The organism is Marinibacterium profundimaris, from assembly GCF_002210095.1.
In the GTDB taxonomy this organism is placed as follows: domain Bacteria; phylum Pseudomonadota; class Alphaproteobacteria; order Rhodobacterales; family Rhodobacteraceae; genus Marinibacterium; species Marinibacterium profundimaris.
Window position 1 is genome coordinate 57,708 of sequence record NZ_AQQR01000009.1, and the last position, 18,621, is coordinate 76,328.

Below are 18,621 nucleotides of genomic sequence, written 5' to 3' on the forward strand. Positions count from 1 at the left end.
AAAGGCACAGAATGACCAAACTGAAGATCAAGGCCGGCCCCTATACCTTTGACGCCGTCCTGGAAGAGGAGGCCGCGCCGCAGACCTGCGCCGCCTTCCGCAAGCTGCTCCCCTATAAAAGCCAGGTGGTGCATGTCCGCTGGAGCGGCGAGGGCGTCTGGATTCCGCTGGGCGAGCATGACTTCGGCGTCGGCTATGAAAACCACACGTCGCACCCGGCACCGGGCCATATCATCCTGTACCCCGGCGGCATCTCTGAGACCGAGATCCTGCTGGCCTATGGCGGTGTCGATTTCTCTTCCAAGATGGGCCAGCTTGCGGGCAACCACTTCATCACCCTCACCAGCGGGCATGAGAACCTGATGAAACTTGGCAATCTGACCCTTTGGGAAGGGGCGCAGGACGTCACGTTCGAACTGGCGCCCGACGCCTGAAGCAGGACAGGCGGCCCGGTCGGGCCCGGGGTTTCGGAAATCCCGGGTCCGGCCGGGGACACCCGCGCGGGACGGTCTTAACCCGGTGGCAAGGGAGAGGCGCGGAGGCCGGTCAGTTTCCGTGCAGGCGCGCGGCATGCAGGGCTGTGCGGTCCAGCTTTGCCGGACCTGCGGTATCCGGTTAGAATACCGTCGATGTCCGGACGTGCGCCGCCTGGCCGAACCGGATTTACCGATGCCTGCCGCCGGGGCACCGCAAACAGAGACCCCGGGGCCCGTCACCGGCTTTCACGGGCGAACATAGTTGGAATAATGATGTCATGACGAAACAGCCGCCTTCCTCGGACCTCGCGGTGCCGCAGCGTCGGGGCACGTTGGCGGATCAGGCTTACGCCGCGATCTCGACGATGATCGAACAGCGCGACCTTTCCGCCGGAAGCGTGATCGTGGAGCAGCAGATTGCCGACCTGCTGGGTATCTCACGCACCCCCTTGCGCCACGCCCTGCAGCGACTGGAATCGCAGGGCGTGCTTGTGAAGTCGGCCAACCGGTCCTTCCAGGTGCGCAAGGTCGAGTTGCGGGAATACCTGCAAAGCCTGAAGGTCAGGGAGCTTCTGGAAGCCGAGGCCGCGGCGCTGTGCGTGAACCGGGTCGATCCGGCGGCCATCGCACGGGCGCGTCAGACGTTGCACACCGTGAAAGAGCAGCAGCCCTACGACATGCTGGCCCATTGGCGGTCGGATGACGAAGTGCACGGGCTGGTGATCGAGAACTGCGGCAACCGCGTCATGGCCGACATGCTCCATGCCCTGCGCGCCAGCACCAAGATGTTCGAGATCGACCGCCTTGCGGAACGACTGGAGCCCGACACCCGCCAGCACGAGGCCATCCTAGACGCGCTGGAAGCCCGCGATGCCCGGCTTGCGCACGAGGCGATGGCCGGCCACATCCGGTCCCTGCTTCAGTTTGCGATCGAGACGGTGTCATGATCTCCTTTGCCTAGGATCCGACCCTGAACAGCGCTGCAGGGGTCTCGCCGGTCATGCGCCGAAGCGCCTCGCGCGTCAGGCCGCAGCTTTCCAGCAGCAAGAGGAACTCTCGCAGCCCTTCGACCGGCGGCGGCAGGAGGAACACGCCGCAATCCCCCGAAAGCACCACCTTGTCCACCGGGGCGGACCGGATGAGGGCGACCATTTCGGGCGCGCTGACCGGGGGCACGGTGTTGCGGGCGGCGTCCACATGGGTCAGCCCGGTCTGGGTGGCGTGGCTGGCGAAGAAGAACGAAAATTCCACATGCGCGCCCATCCCGGCCAGTTCGGCCACGGTCGCGGCGTCATAGTGGCTGGCAGGCACGAGGAGACGGGTGACACCACGGGCGCGCGCCGCGTCGACCATGCGCAGCGCCTCTGCCGCGCTCAGGTGGCCGGTGTTCAGCACCACGTCGGCCTCGGCCACCAGGTCGAGGATCTCGGGCAGCGGGTCGGGCAGAGGGCCGCTCTCGGGGATGGCGAGGCAGCGCGCGATGTGGTCCTCGGACCGGTTTTCCAATCGCGCAATGTGGCGGGTGTGATGGGTGGGCAGCGAGATGAAGCGCGCCCCATCGCCCGGCGCGCCATAGCCCAGCTTCAGCGCGACGCGCACGGCCTCGGCACTGATGCCGCCGGCGGGGGGTTCCATGATCAGCCCGCCGAAGACCTCGACGCCCAGGTGCCCCAACTGGCGATTGGCCAGCGCGGCAAGGCCCGAGGTATTGGCGAAATTGTCCATCAGGCCAATGGCGCGCATGCCGGCGGCGGCGGCCATGCGGGTGGCCTCGAACACGTCAATCGAGCGGTGGTTGATATGCGGGCAGGCATGCACATGCCCGTCCACCGCGCCGACCAGCAGGTCAGCGCCGGGCAGCCGGGAAGGCAGATTTGCGGGCAGCCCCTCAGTGGCGCAGGATTTTTCCGACGAAGTCACGGGTTCTCTCCTTTTCGGGGGCATCGAAGATCTGCGCGGGCGAGCCGAGCTCGACCACCTTGCCGTCGGCCATGAAGGCGACGCGGGCGCTGATTTCGCGGATGAAGCCCATCTCGTGGCTGACGATCAGCATGGTCATGCCGTCTTCGGCCAGGCCCCGGATGGTATCGAGCACCTCGCTGACCAGCTCGGGGTCGAGCGCGGCGGTCACCTCGTCCAGCAGGAGGATTTCGGGCTTCAGGCACAGGCCGCGCGCGATGGCGACCCGCTGCTGCTGGCCGCCCGAAAGCTGGTCGGGGTAGCTGTTTATCTTGTCGGCCAGCCCGACCTTGGCCAGAAGATGCTCGGCTTCGGGGCGAACATCCCTGGGCTTGCGGCCGCGCACCTTGGTGGGCGCGATCATCACGTTTTCCAGCACGGTCAGGTTCTGAAACAGGTTGTATTGCTGGAACACGATGGCGGCGCGGTCGCGCAACCGCCGGATCTCGGCGGGCTTGTCGAAGTTGATCGGCTCGCCGCCCACGCGGACCTGGCCCGCCTCGGGTTTGAGCAGCCCGGTCAGCACCCGCAGGATCGTGCTCTTGCCCGATCCGGAGGGGCCGATCAGGCCGACGGTTTCACCTGAGCCGACCGAGATGTCGATCCCGTCGAGCACCCGCAGTTTTCCATAGGCGGCGCTGATGTTATCGAGTTCGAGATGAGCCAAGTTTTTTCTCCAGTTTCGCGCCGAGGCGGGACAGGGGGTAGGACAGCATGAAATAGGCGACGAGGATCACCCCAAAGGACACGCCCGCGGAAAAGCCGCGGTTGTTGAAGACCTTGCCGACATAGGTGAGCTCGATCACCCCGATCTGCGAGGCCAGCGCACTGTCCTTGATGAAGAGGATGAAGAAACCGAAGGCCGGCGGCAGGATCACCGTCCAGGCCTGCGGCAGCACCACGTAGCGGATGGTCTGCAGCAGCGTGAAGTTCATCGTCTCGGCGGCGTGCCACTGGTTGGGATGCACCGATTGCAGCCCGGCGCGCACGATCTCTGCCAAAAAGGCGGTGCCGATCAGCACGACGGTCACGCAGCCCACCGTGAAGGTCGAGACATCGAGCCCGCTGAACTGGAAGATGAAGAAACACAGCATCAGCGTGACAAGGAAGGGCACGCGGCGGAAGAATTCGGTGAAGACCAGCGCCAGCGCCCGCAGGGGCAGGGTGAGCGGCCCGGTCGTCAGCCGCGCCACGGCCAGCGCGGTGCCGAAGAGCCCGCCAAGGATGCAGCCCAGGGCCGACAGCGCGAAGGTGGTCGCCATGCCCTTGAGCAGGAAGATGACGTTGTAATAGGTGAGAAGATCGGCCAGTTCGCTCATCACACCACCCTCATTTTTGCGCGGAAGGCAAAGCGGCCGAACAGCGCCAGAAGCACCGAGGCGGCCAGCGTGACCACCACGTAGATCACCGCCACGATCGAAAAGACCTCGAGCGAGCGGAAGGTTTCGCTGTTGATGTTGAAGGCCCGGCCGGTCAGTTCCTCGACCCCGAAGATCGCGGCCATCGAGGTGCCAAGCGTCATCAGGATGTAGTGGTTCGACAGCGGCGGAAACAGCACCTTGGCCACGTGCGGCAGGATCACGTAGCGGATCTGCTGCCAGCGGGAAAAGCCCAGCACCTCGGCGGCTTCCATCTCGCTCTGGCGGCGGCTTTCGAAACCGGCGCGCTGGATCTCGGTCAGGTAGGCGCCCGCGTTCAGCGTCATTCCCAGCAGCACCGCCATGTAGGAGCTCAGGAAGATGCCCATGTCGGGCAGGGCGAAATAAAGGAAGTAGATCTGCACCAGCTGCGGCGTGTTGACGAAGAACACCACGTAGGCGTTGACCCCGTGCCGCATCCAGCCGCTGCCGAATGTCTTGACCGCGGCGCAGGCGGTGCCGATCAGCATGCCACCGCAAAAGGCGAGAAAGGCGATCTGCAGGCTGAGCCAGGCGCCTTTCAGAAGATAGGGGACGTATGGCCAGACCTGGCCGTACTGGAAAGTATAGTCCATCGATTACCCGTATGTGGCGGTCCGAAGGCAAGGCCCCCGCGGCACAGCCGGCGGGGACCCTGATGGCGCTGGGGGAGAGAGGGTCAGAACCAGGGCGACATGTCGACGTCGCGGATCATCGGGCGTTCGAACCACTTGACCCAGAGATCGTCGACCACGCCGTCGCGGTGCAGTTCGAAGATCGCCACGTTCAGCCAGTCTTTCAGGCCGGTGCTGTTCTTGGCGACGCCGAGCGCGCAATAGTAGATGTCGACCGGGGTCTCGACGACCTTCCAGGCGACGTCATGCTTGTTCATGTGTTCGCCGACGAAATCCACCACGTCGAGCATCGCGTCGCCGCGGCCCTGGGCCAGCGCGCGGATCACGTCCGGGTAGTTGTCGAGCAGCAGGACCTCGGCCTCGGGCAGGTTTTCCTCGATGAACTTCACCGGGGTGGAGCCGCGCACCTGCACCATCGTCACGTCGGAGGTGTTCAGCTCTTTCCAGTCGCTATAGCCCTTGTCCTCGGTCGTGAGCACGCCGAAGACCTCGGTATGCACCGGCAGGGTGAAGTCGATCACCTTGGCGCGTTCCGGGTTGCGGGTCATGGCGCCCATGACGATGTCGATCTTGCCGCTGGCGACGAAGGGGATGCGGTCGGGCGAGCCGACCTGCACGACTTCAAGCTCGACGCCCAGCATGTCGGCGAGTTTCTGCGAGAAATCGACGTCGAAGCCGGCGATCTGGTTGGTTTCGTCATAGATGCCCAGCGGCGGCAGGGTCGGGTTCACACCGACCTTGAGGGTGCCGGAGGACAGGATTTCATCCAGCGACCGGGCCTCTGCCGCACCGGGCAGCAGCATGGATGCGGAGAGCAGTGCGCCCACCCCGGCGACCATCGCGCGCTTGAAAAAAGTCATCATGTGTCTGTGTTCCCTGTTTTCGGTTGACGGCGCGGTAAACTCTATTGTTCACCCTGCACTCAATCTGTATACAAAACCCATACAAGTAAACAACCTTCTTGAGACAGCCAGGGGCGGGCGCTTCCAAAGATGATCGAAAATGAGGCAATCCAGTTGGTCGTGGATGGAAAACCAGTCGATTGCGTGCCCGGCCAGACGGTGGCGGGGGCGCTTCTGGCGCAGGGCATCTACGCTTTCCGCGCCTCTCCGGGCGCGGGCACACCGCGCGGGCCCTTTTGCATGATGGGCGCCTGCCAGGAATGCGCGATCGAGATCGACGGGGTGGTGCGCCGCGCCTGCCAGACGCCGGTGGCGCCGGGCATGGTGTTGCGCCTGCGCGGCGCGGGGGCGGCGGAATGAGCGGCTCGCATGACGTGATCGTCGTCGGCGCGGGTCCGGCGGGTGGCGAGGCGGCTCTGGCGGCTTCGGGCGCGGGGCTGCGGGTGGCCCTGATCGACGAGGGCCCGGCGCCGGGCGGCCAGGTCTGGCGCGCGCCGCGCACCGCACAGGCGCAGGCGGCCGCCGCGCGCGATCCCGATGGCCGGCAGGGCGGGGCGTTGCGAAAGCGGCTGCGGGACGCGTCGGTCACCCTTCTGGCCGGGGCCGAGGTCTGGGATGCCGAACCCGGCTTCGTGGTGCAGTGTCTTGCGGCGACGGGAAACCACGCGTTGCAGGCGCCGCGCCTGATCCTGGCCACCGGCGCGATGGAGCGCGTGCTGCCCTTTCCGGGCTGGACCACGCCCGGTGTCTTCGGCCTGGCCGCGGCGACCGCGATCATGAAGTCGGAAAAGACCCTGCCGGGCAAGGAGATCGTGATCGCCGGCCAGGGGCCGCTTCTGATCGCCGTTGCCGTCAAGGCGCTTGAGCTGGGTCTGCGTCCGCGCGCGATTGTCGACCGGGCGGGCCCGCGCGACTGGCTGCGCGCGGCGCCGGCCTTTGCCGCCATGCCCTCGATGCTGGCGCGTGGCGCGCGGTGGATGGCGCGGCTGAAGGCGGCAGGCGTTCCGATCCTGCGGCAGAGCGCGGTGGTGTCGGCGGGGGGCTGTTCGGCGCTCGACGGGGTCACGGTGCGGCATCTGCCCAGCGGCAGGGAAACCGAAATCGCCGCAGATACATTATACATCGGCAACGGGCTGACCCCGGCGGACGAACTGCACCGCCTTCTCGGCGCCGCGCAAACCCGTGACCGGCTGCGGGGTGGGTGCCGGACCGAGGTCGACGCCGATCAGCGGACGTCGGTGCCGGGGCTCTACGCGGCGGGCGACGGGGCGGGGGTGCATGGGGCATTGCCCTCGGTCTTCCAGGGGCAGATCGCCGGGCTTGCGGCCGCGCGCGATCACGGCGCCCTGGATGCCGATGCCTTCGCGGCCCGATCCCGCCCGGCGCGGCGCCGCCTGGCGCGCGCGCTGCGCTTTGCCGATGCCTCTTGCAGGCTGATGACCTTCCCCGAGGACGACCTGGCAGAGATGCCGCCGGACTGCGTCGTTTGCCGTTGCGAGGACGTGCGGCGGTCGGACATCGAGGCGGCGATGGCCAGTGGCGCGGCCGACATGAACCAGCTCAAGCATTTCACGCGTCTCGGCATGGGACCTTGCCAGGGCCGGATGTGCGGGCTGAACGCCGCCGGGCTCCTGGCGCCGGAGGGGGACTTGCGCTTTACCCCGCGCGCGCCCGTGCGTCCGGTCAGCATGGACCGGCTGATTGGCGAGTTCGACTATTCCGACATCCCCGTTCCGAAGCCCGCGCCGCTATGACCCGGACTGATTACGATCTTGCCGTCATCGGTGGTGGCATCCAGGGCGCGAGCGTGGCGCTTTTTGCGGCGCGCGAAGGCATGCGCGTGGTGCTGTTCGACAAAGGTGCGCTGGCGCGGCAGGCCTCGGGGACGAATGCCGGCACGCTGACGATGCAGATGACCCGCGCGGCGCTGATCCCCTATGCGCTGAAGGCGCACGAGATGTGGGTGAACGCGCCGCAGTGGCTGGGCCATGACGTGGGGGTGGTGGCCTGTGACGGGCTGTCGCTGGCCTTTACCGAGGCCGAGGAAGAGATCCTGTCGCAACGCGCCGAGGCACGCAGCGCGGCGGGTGCGCCGATCCGGCTGGTCTCGTCCCGGGAGGCCGCGCGGATAGAGCCGGGCGTGAACCCGGGCATCCGCATGGCCAGCCATTGCTCTGTCGACGGCTACGCCAATGCCTACCTGACCGGGCTGGCCTATCGCCGTGCGCTGGTCGAAGCGGGGGTCGAGCTGCGCGAATACACGCCCGTCTCCGGGCTTGGTTCGTCCGGGCGCGGCTATGACATCCGCACCGAGGGGGGCGGTGTCACGGCCCGCCAGGTGGTCCTGGCCGGCGGTGTCTGGATCGAGCCGATGCTGAAGTGGCTGGGGATCGACCTGCCGATCAAGACGCTGATCAACCAGCTGGCGGTGACCGAACGCGCGGCGCCGGTGATGCGCACGGTGCTGGGGATTGCCAGCGGGCTGTTGTCGCTCAAGCAATATCCGCATGGCACGGTGGTGATCGGCGGCGGCTGGCAGGGGGAAGGCGACCGCGACAGCGGCACCCATCGCGCCACTGCCGCCAGCGCCGTGGGCAATGCGCGTCTTGCGGTGCATGCCATCCCGTCGCTGCGGCGCAGTCGCATTGTCCGCATCTGGACCGGCTTCGAGGCCGAAACCGCCGATGCGCTGCCCGCCGTCGGCCCGGTGCCGGGCCATCCCGGCGCCTGGGTGATCGGCTCGGTCCACTCGGGCTATACCAGCGCGCCCTACATGGCCCGGTGCCTGACCCAGGCCATCCTGGGCCGCCCGCCCGAGATGCCCCTTTTCCCGATCGACCGGCTTCTGCCCGGCCATGGTTCCCATTAACGAAAGAGATCGCACGTGAAAGAATCCGCAGCACCGCTCGATGAACCCCGCCTGACAGGCATTCACGCGGCCACCCTTTGCCCGCTGACCCGCGACGGCGCCGTGTCGGAGGCCGAACTGGCCGCCCACGCGGGGCGCATCGCGCGCGCCGAGGGAATTTGCGGGCTGCTGATCAACGGCCATGCGGGCGAGGGCGGGATGATGGCGCTGGACGAGCGGCGGCGCGTGACCGAGGTGGTGCGCGAGGCGGTGCCCGACGCCAGTTTCCTGACCGTGGGCGTGACCTCGGAATCCACCGCCGCCGCCACGCGCGAGGCCGAGGATGCCGCCCGTGCCGGTGCCGATGCGGTGCTGGTGTTTCCGCCCAATCACTGGGCGATGGGCGCGGATCCGGGCATGATCGTCGACCATCACCGCGCCGTGGCACAGGCCTGCGGCCTGCCGGTCGTGCTGTACAAGGCGCCGTTGGGCTGGGGCCGCCTGTCCTATGACGTCGACCTGCTGGCGCGGCTGTGCCAGATCGAGGCCGTCGCCGGGATCAAGGAAGGCGCCTGGGAGGTCGCGGCCTACGAAGAGCTGCGGCGGCGGATCAAGGCCGAGCGCCCCGGCGTGTCGGTCATGGCCTCGGGCGATGAACACCTGTTCGCCTGCTACCAGATCGGCACCGACGGAAGCCAGGTGTCGCTCGCGGCCATCGCGCCAGAGCTTGTCACCGGGCTCTTCGCGGCCTGCAATGCCGGAGACTGGGCCAGGGCGCGGGAGCTGCACGAGGCGATCTATCCACTGTCGCGCGAAATCTACCGCCGCGCGCCGGCCTACCTGGCCAATGCCCGGCTGAAGGCCTGCCTGCACCTGCAGGGCCATATCGCAAGCGACCGGATGAAACGTCCGATGCGGGAACTGACCCCCGAGGAAACCGACCGCCTGCGTGCGGTTCTCAACATCGAATGTGAAAGAGCACAGGCATGAGACAGACTTTCGGCGAGACCCGCTCTGCATTTGCGGCCAAACATGCGCTCATCAGCCATGACAGCCATGAACAGGTGACATTGCCGCATTGGCCCGGCTGTGCGCTGGTTCACCTGATCACCCCGGCGCTCGGGGCCGAGTTCACCTTTTTCCTCGTGCGCGCGGCCGAGGACACCGAGATCGCCGCGCCGGCCGCCGGGGTCGAGCGGTTCGTGTTGCAGCGCGAGGGTCAGGTGACAGTGACGATCAGGGGCGAGGATGCCGCCCGCTTGTCGGAGGAGGGATATGCGTTCCTTCCCGCCGGCTGCGACCACGTGCTGGGCCTTGCCCATGGCGCGGCGGCGCTGGTGCTGGAACGGCACTACCGGCCGCTGGACGGCGCGGCGCTGCCCGTGCCCGTGGTCTCGGCGATCCCCGAGGTCGCGGTGCAGCCGCTGAAGGGCGACGAGCGGCTGATGCTGCAGAAACTGCTGCCTGACGCGCCGGGTTTCGACATGGAAATCAACGTGATGGACTTTGCCCCCGGGGCCGGCCTGCCTTACGTCGAGACCCATTTCATGGAGCACGGCCTGATGCTGCTGGACGGTGGCGGGGTCTACCGACTTGAAGATGCGTGGTATCCGGTGGCCGCCGGCGATGCCATCTGGATGGGCCCCTTCTGCCCGCAGTGGTTCGGCGCCATCGGCCGGGGCAATGCCCGTTACCTGATCTACAAGAACTGGAACCGCGATCCCCTGGGGTGACGCTCAGGTGAACTGCTCCAGCGAATAGGAGATCATGCTGGAGATATGGGCATCGACCGCGCGTCGGGCCCATTCCGGGTCTTCCGCGTCCAGCGCATCAAGGATTTCAAGGTGCTGGGCGTGGTCCGCCTCGACCCGCTGGCGGATATCGGTGACCTCGAACAGGCGGGTGGTGACGCGCAGCCGCTCGATCACGCCGAACATCACCTGGTTGCCCGAGTGATAGCCGAACAGCCGGTGCAGCTTGTCGTCGCAATTCCAGTGCGCGCGCGTGTGCTCGCCCAGGTCATTGTTGTCGTGCAGGGCCTCGATCTCCTGGCGTATCGCGGCAAGCTCGGCCTTGGGCACGCGCGTCGCGGCGAGCGCCCCGGCCTCGGGTTCGATGATGCGCCGCATCTTCAGGCTTTGCATGTACTCGGTGAAATCCACCTGGCGCACCATGAAGGAGCGCCCGGCGTTCTTTTGCAGCATGCCTTCGCCTTCCAGCCGCAGCAGCGCCTCGCGCAGCGGGGTGCGCGACACGCCCAGCGTTTCGGCCAGGCGTTCCTCGGTGATCACCTGCCCGCCGGTCAGGTCGCGGTTGCGGATCATCTCGTTCAGGCGCAGGCGCACCTGTTCGGACAGGGCGCTGTTGCGCTTGCGCAGCGGAAGCTGCGTCGCCTCGGCGATTTCCCGGCTCATGCCGTCTTCCCGCGCGCCGGCAGAGGGCGGGCGTGTTCAGCGAGAGAGATATTGACCGTCACCGAGCTCTCCTTCCAGTACGTCATCCCGGACCATGACCTTGCCGCGCAGCACAACGGTGGTGGGCCAGCCCGTCAGGGTCATGCCTTCATAAGGCGAATAATCGGCGCCGTCATGCAGGCCGTCGTGGGTCACGGTCCGGGTCAGGTCGGGATCCCAGATGGCAATGTCGGCATCCGAACCGACCGCGATGGTACCCTTCCGGGGAAAAAGACCATAGGTCTTGGCGTGGTTCGTCGCGGTCAGGGCCACGAATTGCTGCAGATTGATGCGGCCCTTGCCGACGCCCTCGGAAAACAGGATCGGCAGCCGCGTCTCGACCCCGGGGATGCCGTTGGGGATATAGCGGAAGTTCTTCGCCCCCTTCGGGTTCATCTTGCCGTCGGTGCCCTCGTACCGGAACGGGCAGTGGTCGGACGAGAACAGGTCGAACGTGCCGTCGGTCAGACCCTCCCAGCAGGCGGCCTGCTCTTCGGTATTGCGCGGCGGAGGCGAGCAGACGAACTTGGCGCCCTCCCAGTCCATGCCGTCGAGGTCATCCTCGGTCAGCACAAGGTACTGCGGACAGGTCTCGGCCGTCACCTTCATGCCCCTTGCGCGGGCGCGGCGGATCTCTTCGGTGGCGGCGGCATTGGACACGTGCACGATCACGATCGGCAGATCGACGATCTCGGCCAGCGAGAGGGCGCGATGCGTTGCCTCGCGTTCCACCGGGATCGGGCGGGTGGAGGCATGGGCGCGGGGGCGGATATCGCCATTGGCCTCGTGCCGCTCGACAAGGAAGCGGATTGCATCCTCGTTCTCGCAGTGGATCATCATCGTCGCGCCGTGTTCGCGGGCCACGTCGAAGGTGGCCAGCAGCTCGGCATCGTTGAGGCGCAGGTTCTCGTAGGTCATGAAGACCTTGATCGAGGTGTAGCCATCCTTGATCGCCGCCGGCAATTCCTGGCCCAGGACGCCGGGGCTGGGATTGGCGACGATCAGGTGAAAGGCGACATCGGTATAAAGCTGGTTCTCGGCCAGCCCGTGATACCAGTTGATCGCGCTGCGCAGGTCGCCGTCGCGCTCCTGAAGGCAGAAGGGCATGATCGTCGTGTTGCCGCCGAAGAGCGCCGAGCGGGTGCCGCTTTCGAAGTCGTCGGCCATGGCGATGCCATCACCCGAGGGTTGGGAGATATGCACGTGGCTGTCGATCCCGCCGGGCAGGACCAGGCGGCCCGAGACGTCGATCACCTCGGTGGCCTCGCCGTCAAGCGTGCTGTCGATGGCGACGATCTTGCCGTCCTTGATGCCAACATCGGCCTGTCGGCTTTCGGTTTCGGTCACGACGGTGCCGGATTTCAGGAGTAGGTCAAACTGCATGGATAGGGCCTCGGATCATGTGTCCCGCTATATATACCATCAATAGACAGCCCGTATACAATTGACGTGCTGTTTTTTGCGGGTCGCAGACAGAAATGGGCGAAACCTGCGCAAAGCGGGTCGCTGTTGAGTTCCGCCGGGACGTGACGTCGGGCCTGATCGCGCTTTGGGGATGGTCCTCGTCGCGGTGTCCACGTCATTCCGACAGCGTTTCGCAGGCCTCGGCAAGGCTCATGAACCGGTGTGCGTTCCGGCTCTCTGCCCGGAGCTGCTTCGATGAAGCTGTTGCCAGTCGGCTTGCCCGGCCGCGAGAAGTCCAGCCTGAAGTTGTTGGGGCAGCCCCATAGGTCCAGGTCGCGGGAGATGAATTCGCGGCCGTTGTCGACACGGTTCGACTGCTGCCACCGCTCTTTAGGGGGCTGTCCTCTGCCGGGTATGGGCCCCGGCGATAGAATGCGTATGCATTGTTGCAAGACTTCATGGCTCTCTGGCGGTGAACACCTCCCTGTGCGCCGCATCTGTCAAGGTAGCAAGATGCCAATATATATAATGTAAATATGGTTTCAGCCGTTCCAGGCGGCCCGGCGGACGAGATGTGCTTGACACGCTCGCGGGTGCTCCATGATATTGCATGCGTAGTCTTAGGCCAGGGAGCAATAACCATGAGTCGGATCCAGCTGGGCATCTTCATGCCGACAACATCGGGGAGCCTGATTATCTCCAAGGGGAGCCCGCCGCAGAGCGCGCCGACCTGGGAGCTGAACCGCAAGGTCGCGCAGATGGCGGATGACGGTGGCATGGATTTCCTGCTGGCGCAGGTCAAATGGCGTGGCTACGGCGGCGAGACCGGTCACTGGGACAGTGCTCTCGAAGCGTTCACGCTGATGTCCGCGGTCGGTGCCGTCACGAAAGATATCAAGGTCATTGCTTCGGTCGCGGTGCGGACGATGCCGCCTGCGGTTCTGGCCAAGATGGCGGCAACGGCCTACGACATCTGTGGCGATCGCTTCATCGTCAATGTGGTCGCAGGCTGGAACAAGTTCGAGTACGCCCAGATGGGGCTGTGGAGCGACGACGACTTCTTCCTCAATCGCTACGAATATGCCGACGAATACCTGACGATCCTGAAGCGTCTCTGGACCGAGGACCGGGTCGATTTTGACGGGAAATACTTCAAGCTGGAAGATTGCGTCTCGGATCCCAAGCCCTCCCAGCTCCCCGAGATCGTATGCGCGGGCCAGTCGCCCGGCGCGCTGGATTTCGTTTCGCGTCAGGCGGATTACTCGTTCATCGGCCGAATGAACGATACGGCCGAGCAGCTGGGCGAGGTTGCGGGAAAGATCTCGGCGCTTGCGGCCGAACACGACCGCAGCGTGAAATCGCTGACGCTTCTGACGGTGATCACGGCGCCGACGGACGAAGAGGCGATGGCCAAGAAGCAGGGCTTCCTGGACAATCGGGACGAGGACGCGATCAACGAATGGCTGCGCGTTTCGGGTTTCGACAAGAACCGCCAAGATTATCAGGAGCTGCCGCCCGAGGTCACGACCTTCATGTCGGTGCCCTATATCGTCGGGTCGTACCAGACCATTGCGGACCACCTGGACGCGTTGGCGGCCAACGGCGTTGCCGGTGTCTGCCTGTCCTTCCCGGATTTTGAGAGCGACACGCCCGAGTTCATTGAAAACGTGATGCCTCTCATCAAGAGCCGCCAATAACCGGGTGTCCCCTTGTGCGCACGGGCCTTGGCCCCTGCGCCAGGTCGTAGCTTCCGGTCCGTCCGGACCCGGACGTAAGGGCCTGGCCGGCGCAGGTCCGAGGGGGTGCGCAAAGGCGTGTCCATCTGCGGCAGCCGGTCCTTCCCATGGCCGCCGCAGCCGTCCAAAAACAGCTTGAATGCGCATGCATTAAGTGCCAGATTTCACCCCGACCGTAAATCGCCGACCCTTGGGTGCGGCTCAACTTCAGACGTCATGGCGGTTCGAAAATTCCCGTCGTGAAGCGAGACATCTGCAATGACAGACAAAACCGAGCCGCAGACGCTCTATGAGAAAGTTTGGGCGGACCATGTCGTTAAAACATACGACAACGGGACGGATCTTCTCTATGTGGACCGCCACCTTGTTCAGGAGGTGTCGAGCCCTCAGGCCTTCAAGGGTCTGAAGCAGGCGGGACGCCCTATGCACAGGCCGGATGCCCATATTTCAGTCGCCGATCACGCGGTGCCGACCCAGGGCCGGGGCCATCCGTTGCGCGAGGGGCTGGCGGCTTCGCAGGTTGCGCGGCTCTACGAGAATGCCCGGGAATACGGTGTCCCTTACATCCCGATGCAGGATCGCCGGCACGGGATCGTGCATGTCATCGGCCCCGAGCTCGCGTTCACCTTGCCCGGCGTCGTGCTGGTCTGCGGAGACAGCCACACCTGCACCCATGGCGCCTTCGGTGCCATCGCCTTCGGGATCGGGGCGAGTGAATGTGAATGCGTATTCGCCACCCAGGTTCTGCGCCAGCAGCGCCAGAAGACGATGCGGATCCGGCTTGAAGGCGTTCGCCCCGAAGGCGTCGAGGTCAAGGACATGATCCTCGCCGTGATCGCCGAAATCGGTATCGGCGGCGGCGTGGGCCACGCGATCGAATATGCGGGGTCGGCGGTGCGGGACCTGAGCATGGAACAGCGCATGACGCTCTGCAACATGTCGATCGAGGCGGGCAGCCGGATCGGAATGGTCGCGCCGGACGAAAAGACATTCGCCTATCTCGAAGGGCGCCCGCTCGCGCCCAAGGGGGCGGACTGGGAGGCGGCGCTTGACTACTGGCGCAGCCTGCCAAGCGATCCGGACGCGGTCTTTGACCGCGAGGTCGTGATCGATGTCTCGACGCTGTCGCCATTCGTGTCCTGGGGCACCACGCCCGAGGAATGCGCGCCGATTGCCGGAACCGTGCCGGACCCCTCCGACGTCGAGGACGAGGGTCGCCGGGCGCGCATGCAGCGCAGCGTCGAATACATGGGGCTGACGCCGGGCATGGCGCTGTCCGATCTGACAGTAGACCGGGTGTTCATCGGCTCCTGCACCAACGGCCGGATCGAGGATCTTCGCCAGGCCGCCGAGGTCGTGGCGGGGCGCAAGGTCAGCCCCGGCATCGACGCGATGGTCGTGCCGGGTTCGGCCGCCGTGCGTGCGCAGGCCGAGTCCGAGGGGCTGGACAAGATCTTTGTCGAAGCGGGCTTCAGCTGGCGGGCGTCGGGTTGTTCGATGTGTGTCGGCATGAACGACGACCGTCTGACGCCGGGCCAGCGCTGCGCCTCGACCTCGAACCGCAACTTCGAGGGGCGCCAGGGCATCGGCGGCCGGACCCACCTGATGAGCCCGCCAATGGCCGCTGCGGCCGCGATCGCCGGACATCTTGTCGATGTGCGGTCGCTGAAGAAGGGAGCCGTCGAATGAAGCCCTTTGATACCGTCACCAGCGTCGCGGCCTGGATCGACGAGGACGCGATCGACACCGACATCATCTTTCCCGCGCGGTTCCTGCTGCTTCTCGACAAGGAGGGGCTTGGCAAGCACGCCTTCCACGAGCGTCGCAACGACCCGCGGCAATCCACGCCCTTCATCCTGGACCGGCCCCCTTATGACAAGGCAGAGATCCTGGTCGCGGCCCAGGACTTCGGCACCGGATCGAGCCGCGAGCAGGCCGTGTGGGCGCTGGCGGACTTCGGGCTGCGCTGCGTCATCGCCGAGAGCTTTGGCGAGATCTTCTTTGCCAACTGCTTCAAGAACGGGGTGCTGCCGGTGCGGCTGTCGCCCGATGACATCGCAGTCGTCCGCGAGGCTGCTCAGCGCGAGGAGCTGGTCACGATCGACCTGCCCACGCAGGAGGTCCGGCTGGCCTCGGGGGTCGTCATCGGATTTGAGATCGAGCCGTACCGAAAGGATGCCCTGCTGAACGGGCTCGACGAGATCGGGTCGATCCAGCGCGACGACGGCGCGGATATCGCGGCCTTTGAAGAGAAACAGAAACGCCGTGCGCCCTGGCTGTACTACAGCGAAGAGCAACTGGCGCATTTCAACGACCTGGGTGAGGAGATTCTCGGTGAGCCAACCGGAAAATCTGGATGACAACTACAAGCGTGCCTATGACAACCGGATCGGTTTCGGTGAGCGCCCGGCGCTTCTGCTGATCGATTTCGTCCAGGCCTACTTCGAGCGCGACTGCCCGCTTTATGCAGGCGTGGAAGACGCGCTTGCCTCGGCGCTTCGGCTGCAGGCGGTTGCGCGCGAAACCGGTGTGCCGGTGATCTACACCAACGTGGTCTATCGCCCCGGCGGTATCGACGGAGGCCGCTTCTTCCAGAAGGTGAAGGTTCTGGAGAATTTCGTCGAGGGCAGCCCGATGGGCGCCTGGCCCGAGGGGCTGGAGGTCGGCGACGACGAGCTCGTGATCTCCAAGCAATATCCCAGCGCGTTCTTCGGCACGTCCCTGGGGTCGACCCTGACCGCAATGGGGATCGACACGCTGATACACACCGGGCTGTCGACAAGCGGCTGCGTGCGCGCCACCTGCGTCGACAGCTGTTCGCATGGCTTTATCCCGATCATCGTGCGTGACGCGGTCGGAGATCGCCATCCGGATCCGCACAACGCCAACCTCTTCGACATGGACGCCAAGTACGGCGATGTCGTGAGCGAGGCCGAGGTCATCGCATACATGAAGAACAGACAAGGGCAGAATTAATGACCAAACCATCCCTTCTGCAGGCGCTGCGCGCCGGAGAATTCGTTGTGGCGCCCGGCGTGCACGACATGATCGCCGCCTCCGTCTTCAACACGTCCAAGCTGAAGTTCGCCTATGCTTCGGGCTACTGGATGACGGCCTCGGCCTATGCGCTGCCCGATGCCGGCATCGTCACCTACACCCAGATGGTTGACCGTGTTCGCACGCTGTGCCGGCATATCGACGGTTCGGTCATCGCCGATGCCGATACCGGCTTCGGCGGGTTGCTGAACGTGCATCATACGGTCAAGGGCTACGAGGAGGCCGGCGTCACCGGCATCCAGATCGAGGACCAGGAATTCCCCAAGAAATGCGGCCACACGCCGTTCAAGAGGGTGGTCCCGGTCGAAGACATGGTCAACAAGATCAAGGTGGCCTGCGAGGCACGCACCAACCCCGATATGGCCGTGATCGCGCGGACCGATGCCCGGCAATCCGAAGGGTTCGAAGGCGCGATCAAGCGCATGCAGGCCTATTCCGAGGCCGGGGCCGATGTGCTTTTCGTCGAGGCACTGACCAGTGACGACGAGATGCGCGAGGCGTGCCGGGTCCTGGACAAGCCCACCATGGCGAACATGGCCGATGGCGGCCTGACACCGATCCGCACCGCGAGCGAGCTGCGGGAGCTGGGGTATTCCATGGCGATCTATCCCTCTGCAACCGGGCTTGCCGCCGCGCAGGCCGCGCGCAAAGTTTACACTGCGCTGGAGACGAACGGCTCTTCGGCCTCGCCTGATCTGGACCTGTTCTCGTTCAAGGAGTTCAACACCCTGATCGGCTTCGAAGAGGTCTGGGATTTCGAGCGTAAGTGGGCCTCGGCCGAGACGCCCGAGGGTTCGGGACCCGCAGAATGACCCGCATTGCCTGTGTCGGGGCCGGGTTGGTCGGATCGGCCTGGGCCTTCGTCTTCGCGCGCGGCGGCTGCGATGTCGCGATCTACGACGCGCGCGGCGAAGCCGCCCGGGATCAGACCCAGGCCCTGCTGGAACGTACGACGCGGATGACAGGCGCCGATCCGGCGCTGATCGACCGGGTCCGCTTTGTCGATACGCTCGCCGAGGCACTGGACGGCGCCGTCCATGTGCAGGAATCCATCAAGGAGGACGTCGCGGTCAAGCGCGGCGTCTTCCGCGAAATGGATGCGCTTGCCGGGCCCGAGACGGTTCTGGCGTCCTCGACATCGGCGATCATGGGGTCGAGTTTTCTCGACATTCCCGGCGCCGCGCGGGCTCTTGTGGCGCATCCGGTGAACCCGCCGTCGCTGATCCCCCTGGTCGAACTGTGCCCGACGCCGTCAACGGCACCGGAAACCGTGGCCCGGACCAGGGGCCTGATGGAAGGCCTGGGCATGAAGCCCGTGGAACTCACGCGCGAGATCGACGGGTTTCTGCTGAACCGGCTGCAATACACGCTGGTCGCCGAGGCGATGCACCTGGTGGGCGAGGGTTATTGCAGTGCGGCCGATATCGACCGTGTGCTGACCGACGGGCTGGCGCTGCGCTGGTCCACGCTTGGTCCCTTCGCGGTCGCGCATCTGAACGCGGCCGGAGGATTCGCCGATTTCGTCGCGCACCTGGGCGGCATGATGCGCCAGATGGGCCAGTCGGCGCGGACCGATTACGACTGGACACAGGAGATGGTCGACCGGATCCATGACGACATCTCTGCAGGTATTCCGGTTGAGAAGTTGTCGGCCTGGCAGGCCTGGCGCGACGAGAATATCCTGGAAACGCGGCGGGTTCAGGCAATGGCGGACGATCGCCGCCCCTAAGTTGGCCCGCCCCCAGCCATCCTTT

20 protein-coding genes are annotated in these 18,621 nt (G+C 65.6%); 13 read left to right on the forward strand and 7 right to left on the reverse strand.

The window, feature by feature from the left end; all coding sequences use genetic code 11:
• Nucleotides 1–11: 11 nt before the first annotated feature.
• Both ATO3_RS18580 and ATO3_RS18585 read left to right on the forward strand, forming a co-directional pair.
• Nucleotides 12–434, forward strand: coding sequence for a DUF3830 family protein (locus ATO3_RS18580; protein WP_088651399.1), 423 nt, complete (start codon nt 12–14; stop codon nt 432–434).
• Nucleotides 435–754: 320 nt separating this feature from the next.
• Entirely contained in the window at nt 755–1,423 is a 669-nt protein-coding gene (locus ATO3_RS18585) for a GntR family transcriptional regulator (RefSeq protein WP_088651400.1), read from the forward strand.
• 10 nt (nt 1,424–1,433) lie between these two features.
• On the opposite strand, the gene ATO3_RS18590 is transcribed toward ATO3_RS18585, so the two are convergent.
• The 5 genes from ATO3_RS18590 to ATO3_RS18610 form a co-directional block, all read right to left on the reverse strand.
• Nucleotides 1,434–2,396 carry a DUF6282 family protein gene (locus ATO3_RS18590; protein ID WP_088651401.1) on the reverse strand — a complete coding sequence of 321 codons (963 nt, stop codon included), beginning with the start codon at nt 2,394–2,396 and terminating at the stop codon, nt 1,434–1,436.
• Nucleotides 2,365–3,102, reverse strand: a complete 738-nt coding sequence (locus ATO3_RS18595; RefSeq protein ID WP_088651402.1) for an amino acid ABC transporter ATP-binding protein — start codon at nt 3,100–3,102, stop codon at nt 2,365–2,367. Before ATO3_RS18595 ends, ATO3_RS18590 begins: the two co-directional genes overlap by 32 nt.
• A complete protein-coding gene (locus tag ATO3_RS18600; RefSeq protein ID WP_088651403.1) occupies nt 3,080–3,754 on the reverse strand; it encodes an amino acid ABC transporter permease in 675 nt (224 codons plus the stop codon). Before ATO3_RS18600 ends, ATO3_RS18595 begins: the two co-directional genes overlap by 23 nt.
• On the reverse strand, nt 3,754–4,428 hold the full coding sequence (locus ATO3_RS18605) for an amino acid ABC transporter permease (protein ID WP_088651404.1): 675 nt from the start codon (nt 4,426–4,428) through the stop codon (nt 3,754–3,756). Before ATO3_RS18605 ends, ATO3_RS18600 begins: the two co-directional genes overlap by 1 nt.
• An 83-nt stretch (nt 4,429–4,511) precedes the next feature.
• Nucleotides 4,512–5,330 (reverse strand): transporter substrate-binding domain-containing protein, encoded by an 819-nt coding sequence (locus ATO3_RS18610; protein ID WP_088651405.1) that lies wholly within the window; start codon nt 5,328–5,330, stop codon nt 4,512–4,514.
• Between the two features lie 129 nt (nt 5,331–5,459).
• On the opposite strand from ATO3_RS18610, the gene ATO3_RS18615 reads away from it, so the two are divergent.
• The 5 genes from ATO3_RS18615 to allE are packed head-to-tail and all read left to right on the forward strand — an operon-like array spanning nt 5,460 to nt 9,950.
• Nucleotides 5,460–5,729 carry a (2Fe-2S)-binding protein gene (locus ATO3_RS18615; protein WP_088651406.1) on the forward strand — a complete coding sequence of 90 codons (270 nt, stop codon included), beginning with the start codon at nt 5,460–5,462 and terminating at the stop codon, nt 5,727–5,729.
• Nucleotides 5,726–7,123 (forward strand): NAD(P)/FAD-dependent oxidoreductase, encoded by a 1,398-nt coding sequence (locus tag ATO3_RS18620; protein ID WP_158218002.1) that lies wholly within the window; start codon nt 5,726–5,728, stop codon nt 7,121–7,123. Before ATO3_RS18615 ends, ATO3_RS18620 begins: the two co-directional genes overlap by 4 nt.
• Nucleotides 7,120–8,238, forward strand: coding sequence for an NAD(P)/FAD-dependent oxidoreductase (locus ATO3_RS18625; protein WP_088651408.1), 1,119 nt, complete (start codon nt 7,120–7,122; stop codon nt 8,236–8,238). Before ATO3_RS18620 ends, ATO3_RS18625 begins: the two co-directional genes overlap by 4 nt.
• A gap of 15 nt (nt 8,239–8,253) precedes the next feature.
• Complete coding sequence (locus ATO3_RS18630; RefSeq protein WP_088651409.1) at nt 8,254–9,207, forward strand: dihydrodipicolinate synthase family protein; 954 nt, start codon at nt 8,254–8,256, stop codon at nt 9,205–9,207.
• On the forward strand, nt 9,204–9,950 hold the full coding sequence (gene allE, locus ATO3_RS18635) for a (S)-ureidoglycine aminohydrolase (protein ID WP_088651410.1): 747 nt from the start codon (nt 9,204–9,206) through the stop codon (nt 9,948–9,950). Before ATO3_RS18630 ends, allE begins: the two co-directional genes overlap by 4 nt.
• Nucleotides 9,951–9,953: 3 nt before the next feature.
• Here the strand turns inward: allE and ATO3_RS18640 are convergent, their stop codons facing one another.
• Together ATO3_RS18640 and hydA are read right to left on the reverse strand one after the other, a co-directional pair.
• A complete protein-coding gene (locus ATO3_RS18640) occupies nt 9,954–10,631 on the reverse strand; it encodes a GntR family transcriptional regulator (protein WP_088651411.1) in 678 nt (225 codons plus the stop codon).
• A 36-nt stretch (nt 10,632–10,667) separates the two neighbouring features.
• Complete coding sequence (hydA, locus tag ATO3_RS18645; protein WP_088651412.1) at nt 10,668–12,053, reverse strand: dihydropyrimidinase; 1,386 nt, start codon at nt 12,051–12,053, stop codon at nt 10,668–10,670.
• 599 nt (nt 12,054–12,652) lie between these two features.
• Here hydA and ATO3_RS18650 point away from each other — a divergent pair.
• The 6 genes from ATO3_RS18650 (at nt 12,653) to ATO3_RS18675 (ending at nt 18,596) form a co-directional block, all read left to right on the forward strand.
• On the forward strand, nt 12,653–13,771 hold the full coding sequence (locus tag ATO3_RS18650) for an LLM class flavin-dependent oxidoreductase (RefSeq protein WP_158218003.1): 1,119 nt from the start codon (nt 12,653–12,655) through the stop codon (nt 13,769–13,771).
• Nucleotides 13,772–14,068: 297 nt separating this feature from the next.
• Nucleotides 14,069–15,499 (forward strand): 3-isopropylmalate dehydratase large subunit, encoded by a 1,431-nt coding sequence (gene leuC, locus ATO3_RS18655; protein ID WP_088651414.1) that lies wholly within the window; start codon nt 14,069–14,071, stop codon nt 15,497–15,499.
• Nucleotides 15,496–16,170 carry a 3-isopropylmalate dehydratase small subunit gene (leuD, locus tag ATO3_RS18660; RefSeq protein ID WP_088651415.1) on the forward strand — a complete coding sequence of 225 codons (675 nt, stop codon included), beginning with the start codon at nt 15,496–15,498 and terminating at the stop codon, nt 16,168–16,170. The genes leuC and leuD overlap by 4 nt, the downstream gene beginning before the upstream one ends.
• The gene (locus ATO3_RS18665) at nt 16,145–16,786 is read left to right on the forward strand and encodes an isochorismatase family protein (protein ID WP_088651416.1); all 642 of its coding nucleotides are present in this window, start codon (nt 16,145–16,147) and stop codon (nt 16,784–16,786) included. Before leuD ends, ATO3_RS18665 begins: the two co-directional genes overlap by 26 nt.
• Nucleotides 16,786–17,679, forward strand: coding sequence for an isocitrate lyase/PEP mutase family protein (locus ATO3_RS18670; protein WP_088651417.1), 894 nt, complete (start codon nt 16,786–16,788; stop codon nt 17,677–17,679). Before ATO3_RS18665 ends, ATO3_RS18670 begins: the two co-directional genes overlap by 1 nt.
• A complete protein-coding gene (locus ATO3_RS18675) occupies nt 17,676–18,596 on the forward strand; it encodes a 3-hydroxyacyl-CoA dehydrogenase NAD-binding domain-containing protein (protein WP_088651418.1) in 921 nt (306 codons plus the stop codon). Before ATO3_RS18670 ends, ATO3_RS18675 begins: the two co-directional genes overlap by 4 nt.
• Nucleotides 18,597–18,621: the final 25 nt, after the last annotated feature.

What these genes read in the sequence shown, in the direction of transcription:
- ATO3_RS18615 (WP_088651406.1), top strand. Translation starts at nt 5,460, where the DNA reads ATGATCGAAAATGAGGCAATCCAGTTGGTCGTGGATGGAAAACCAGTC.
- ATO3_RS18580 (WP_088651399.1), top strand. Translation starts at nt 12, where the DNA reads ATGACCAAACTGAAGATCAAGGCCGGCCCCTATACCTTTGACGCCGTC.
- allE (WP_088651410.1), top strand. Translation starts at nt 9,204, where the DNA reads ATGAGACAGACTTTCGGCGAGACCCGCTCTGCATTTGCGGCCAAACAT.
- ATO3_RS18600 (WP_088651403.1), bottom strand. Translation starts at nt 3,754, where the DNA reads ATGAGCGAACTGGCCGATCTTCTCACCTATTACAACGTCATCTTCCTG.
- ATO3_RS18670 (WP_088651417.1), top strand. Translation starts at nt 16,786, where the DNA reads ATGACCAAACCATCCCTTCTGCAGGCGCTGCGCGCCGGAGAATTCGTT.
- ATO3_RS18675 (WP_088651418.1), top strand. Translation starts at nt 17,676, where the DNA reads ATGACCCGCATTGCCTGTGTCGGGGCCGGGTTGGTCGGATCGGCCTGG.
- ATO3_RS18640 (WP_088651411.1), bottom strand. Translation starts at nt 10,631, where the DNA reads ATGAGCCGGGAAATCGCCGAGGCGACGCAGCTTCCGCTGCGCAAGCGC.
- ATO3_RS18620 (WP_158218002.1), top strand. Translation starts at nt 5,726, where the DNA reads ATGAGCGGCTCGCATGACGTGATCGTCGTCGGCGCGGGTCCGGCGGGT.
- ATO3_RS18625 (WP_088651408.1), top strand. Translation starts at nt 7,120, where the DNA reads ATGACCCGGACTGATTACGATCTTGCCGTCATCGGTGGTGGCATCCAG.
- ATO3_RS18610 (WP_088651405.1), bottom strand. Translation starts at nt 5,330, where the DNA reads ATGATGACTTTTTTCAAGCGCGCGATGGTCGCCGGGGTGGGCGCACTG.
- leuD (WP_088651415.1), top strand. Translation starts at nt 15,496, where the DNA reads ATGAAGCCCTTTGATACCGTCACCAGCGTCGCGGCCTGGATCGACGAG.
- ATO3_RS18605 (WP_088651404.1), bottom strand. Translation starts at nt 4,428, where the DNA reads ATGGACTATACTTTCCAGTACGGCCAGGTCTGGCCATACGTCCCCTAT.
- ATO3_RS18585 (WP_088651400.1), top strand. Translation starts at nt 755, where the DNA reads ATGACGAAACAGCCGCCTTCCTCGGACCTCGCGGTGCCGCAGCGTCGG.
- hydA (WP_088651412.1), bottom strand. Translation starts at nt 12,053, where the DNA reads ATGCAGTTTGACCTACTCCTGAAATCCGGCACCGTCGTGACCGAAACC.
- leuC (WP_088651414.1), top strand. Translation starts at nt 14,069, where the DNA reads ATGACAGACAAAACCGAGCCGCAGACGCTCTATGAGAAAGTTTGGGCG.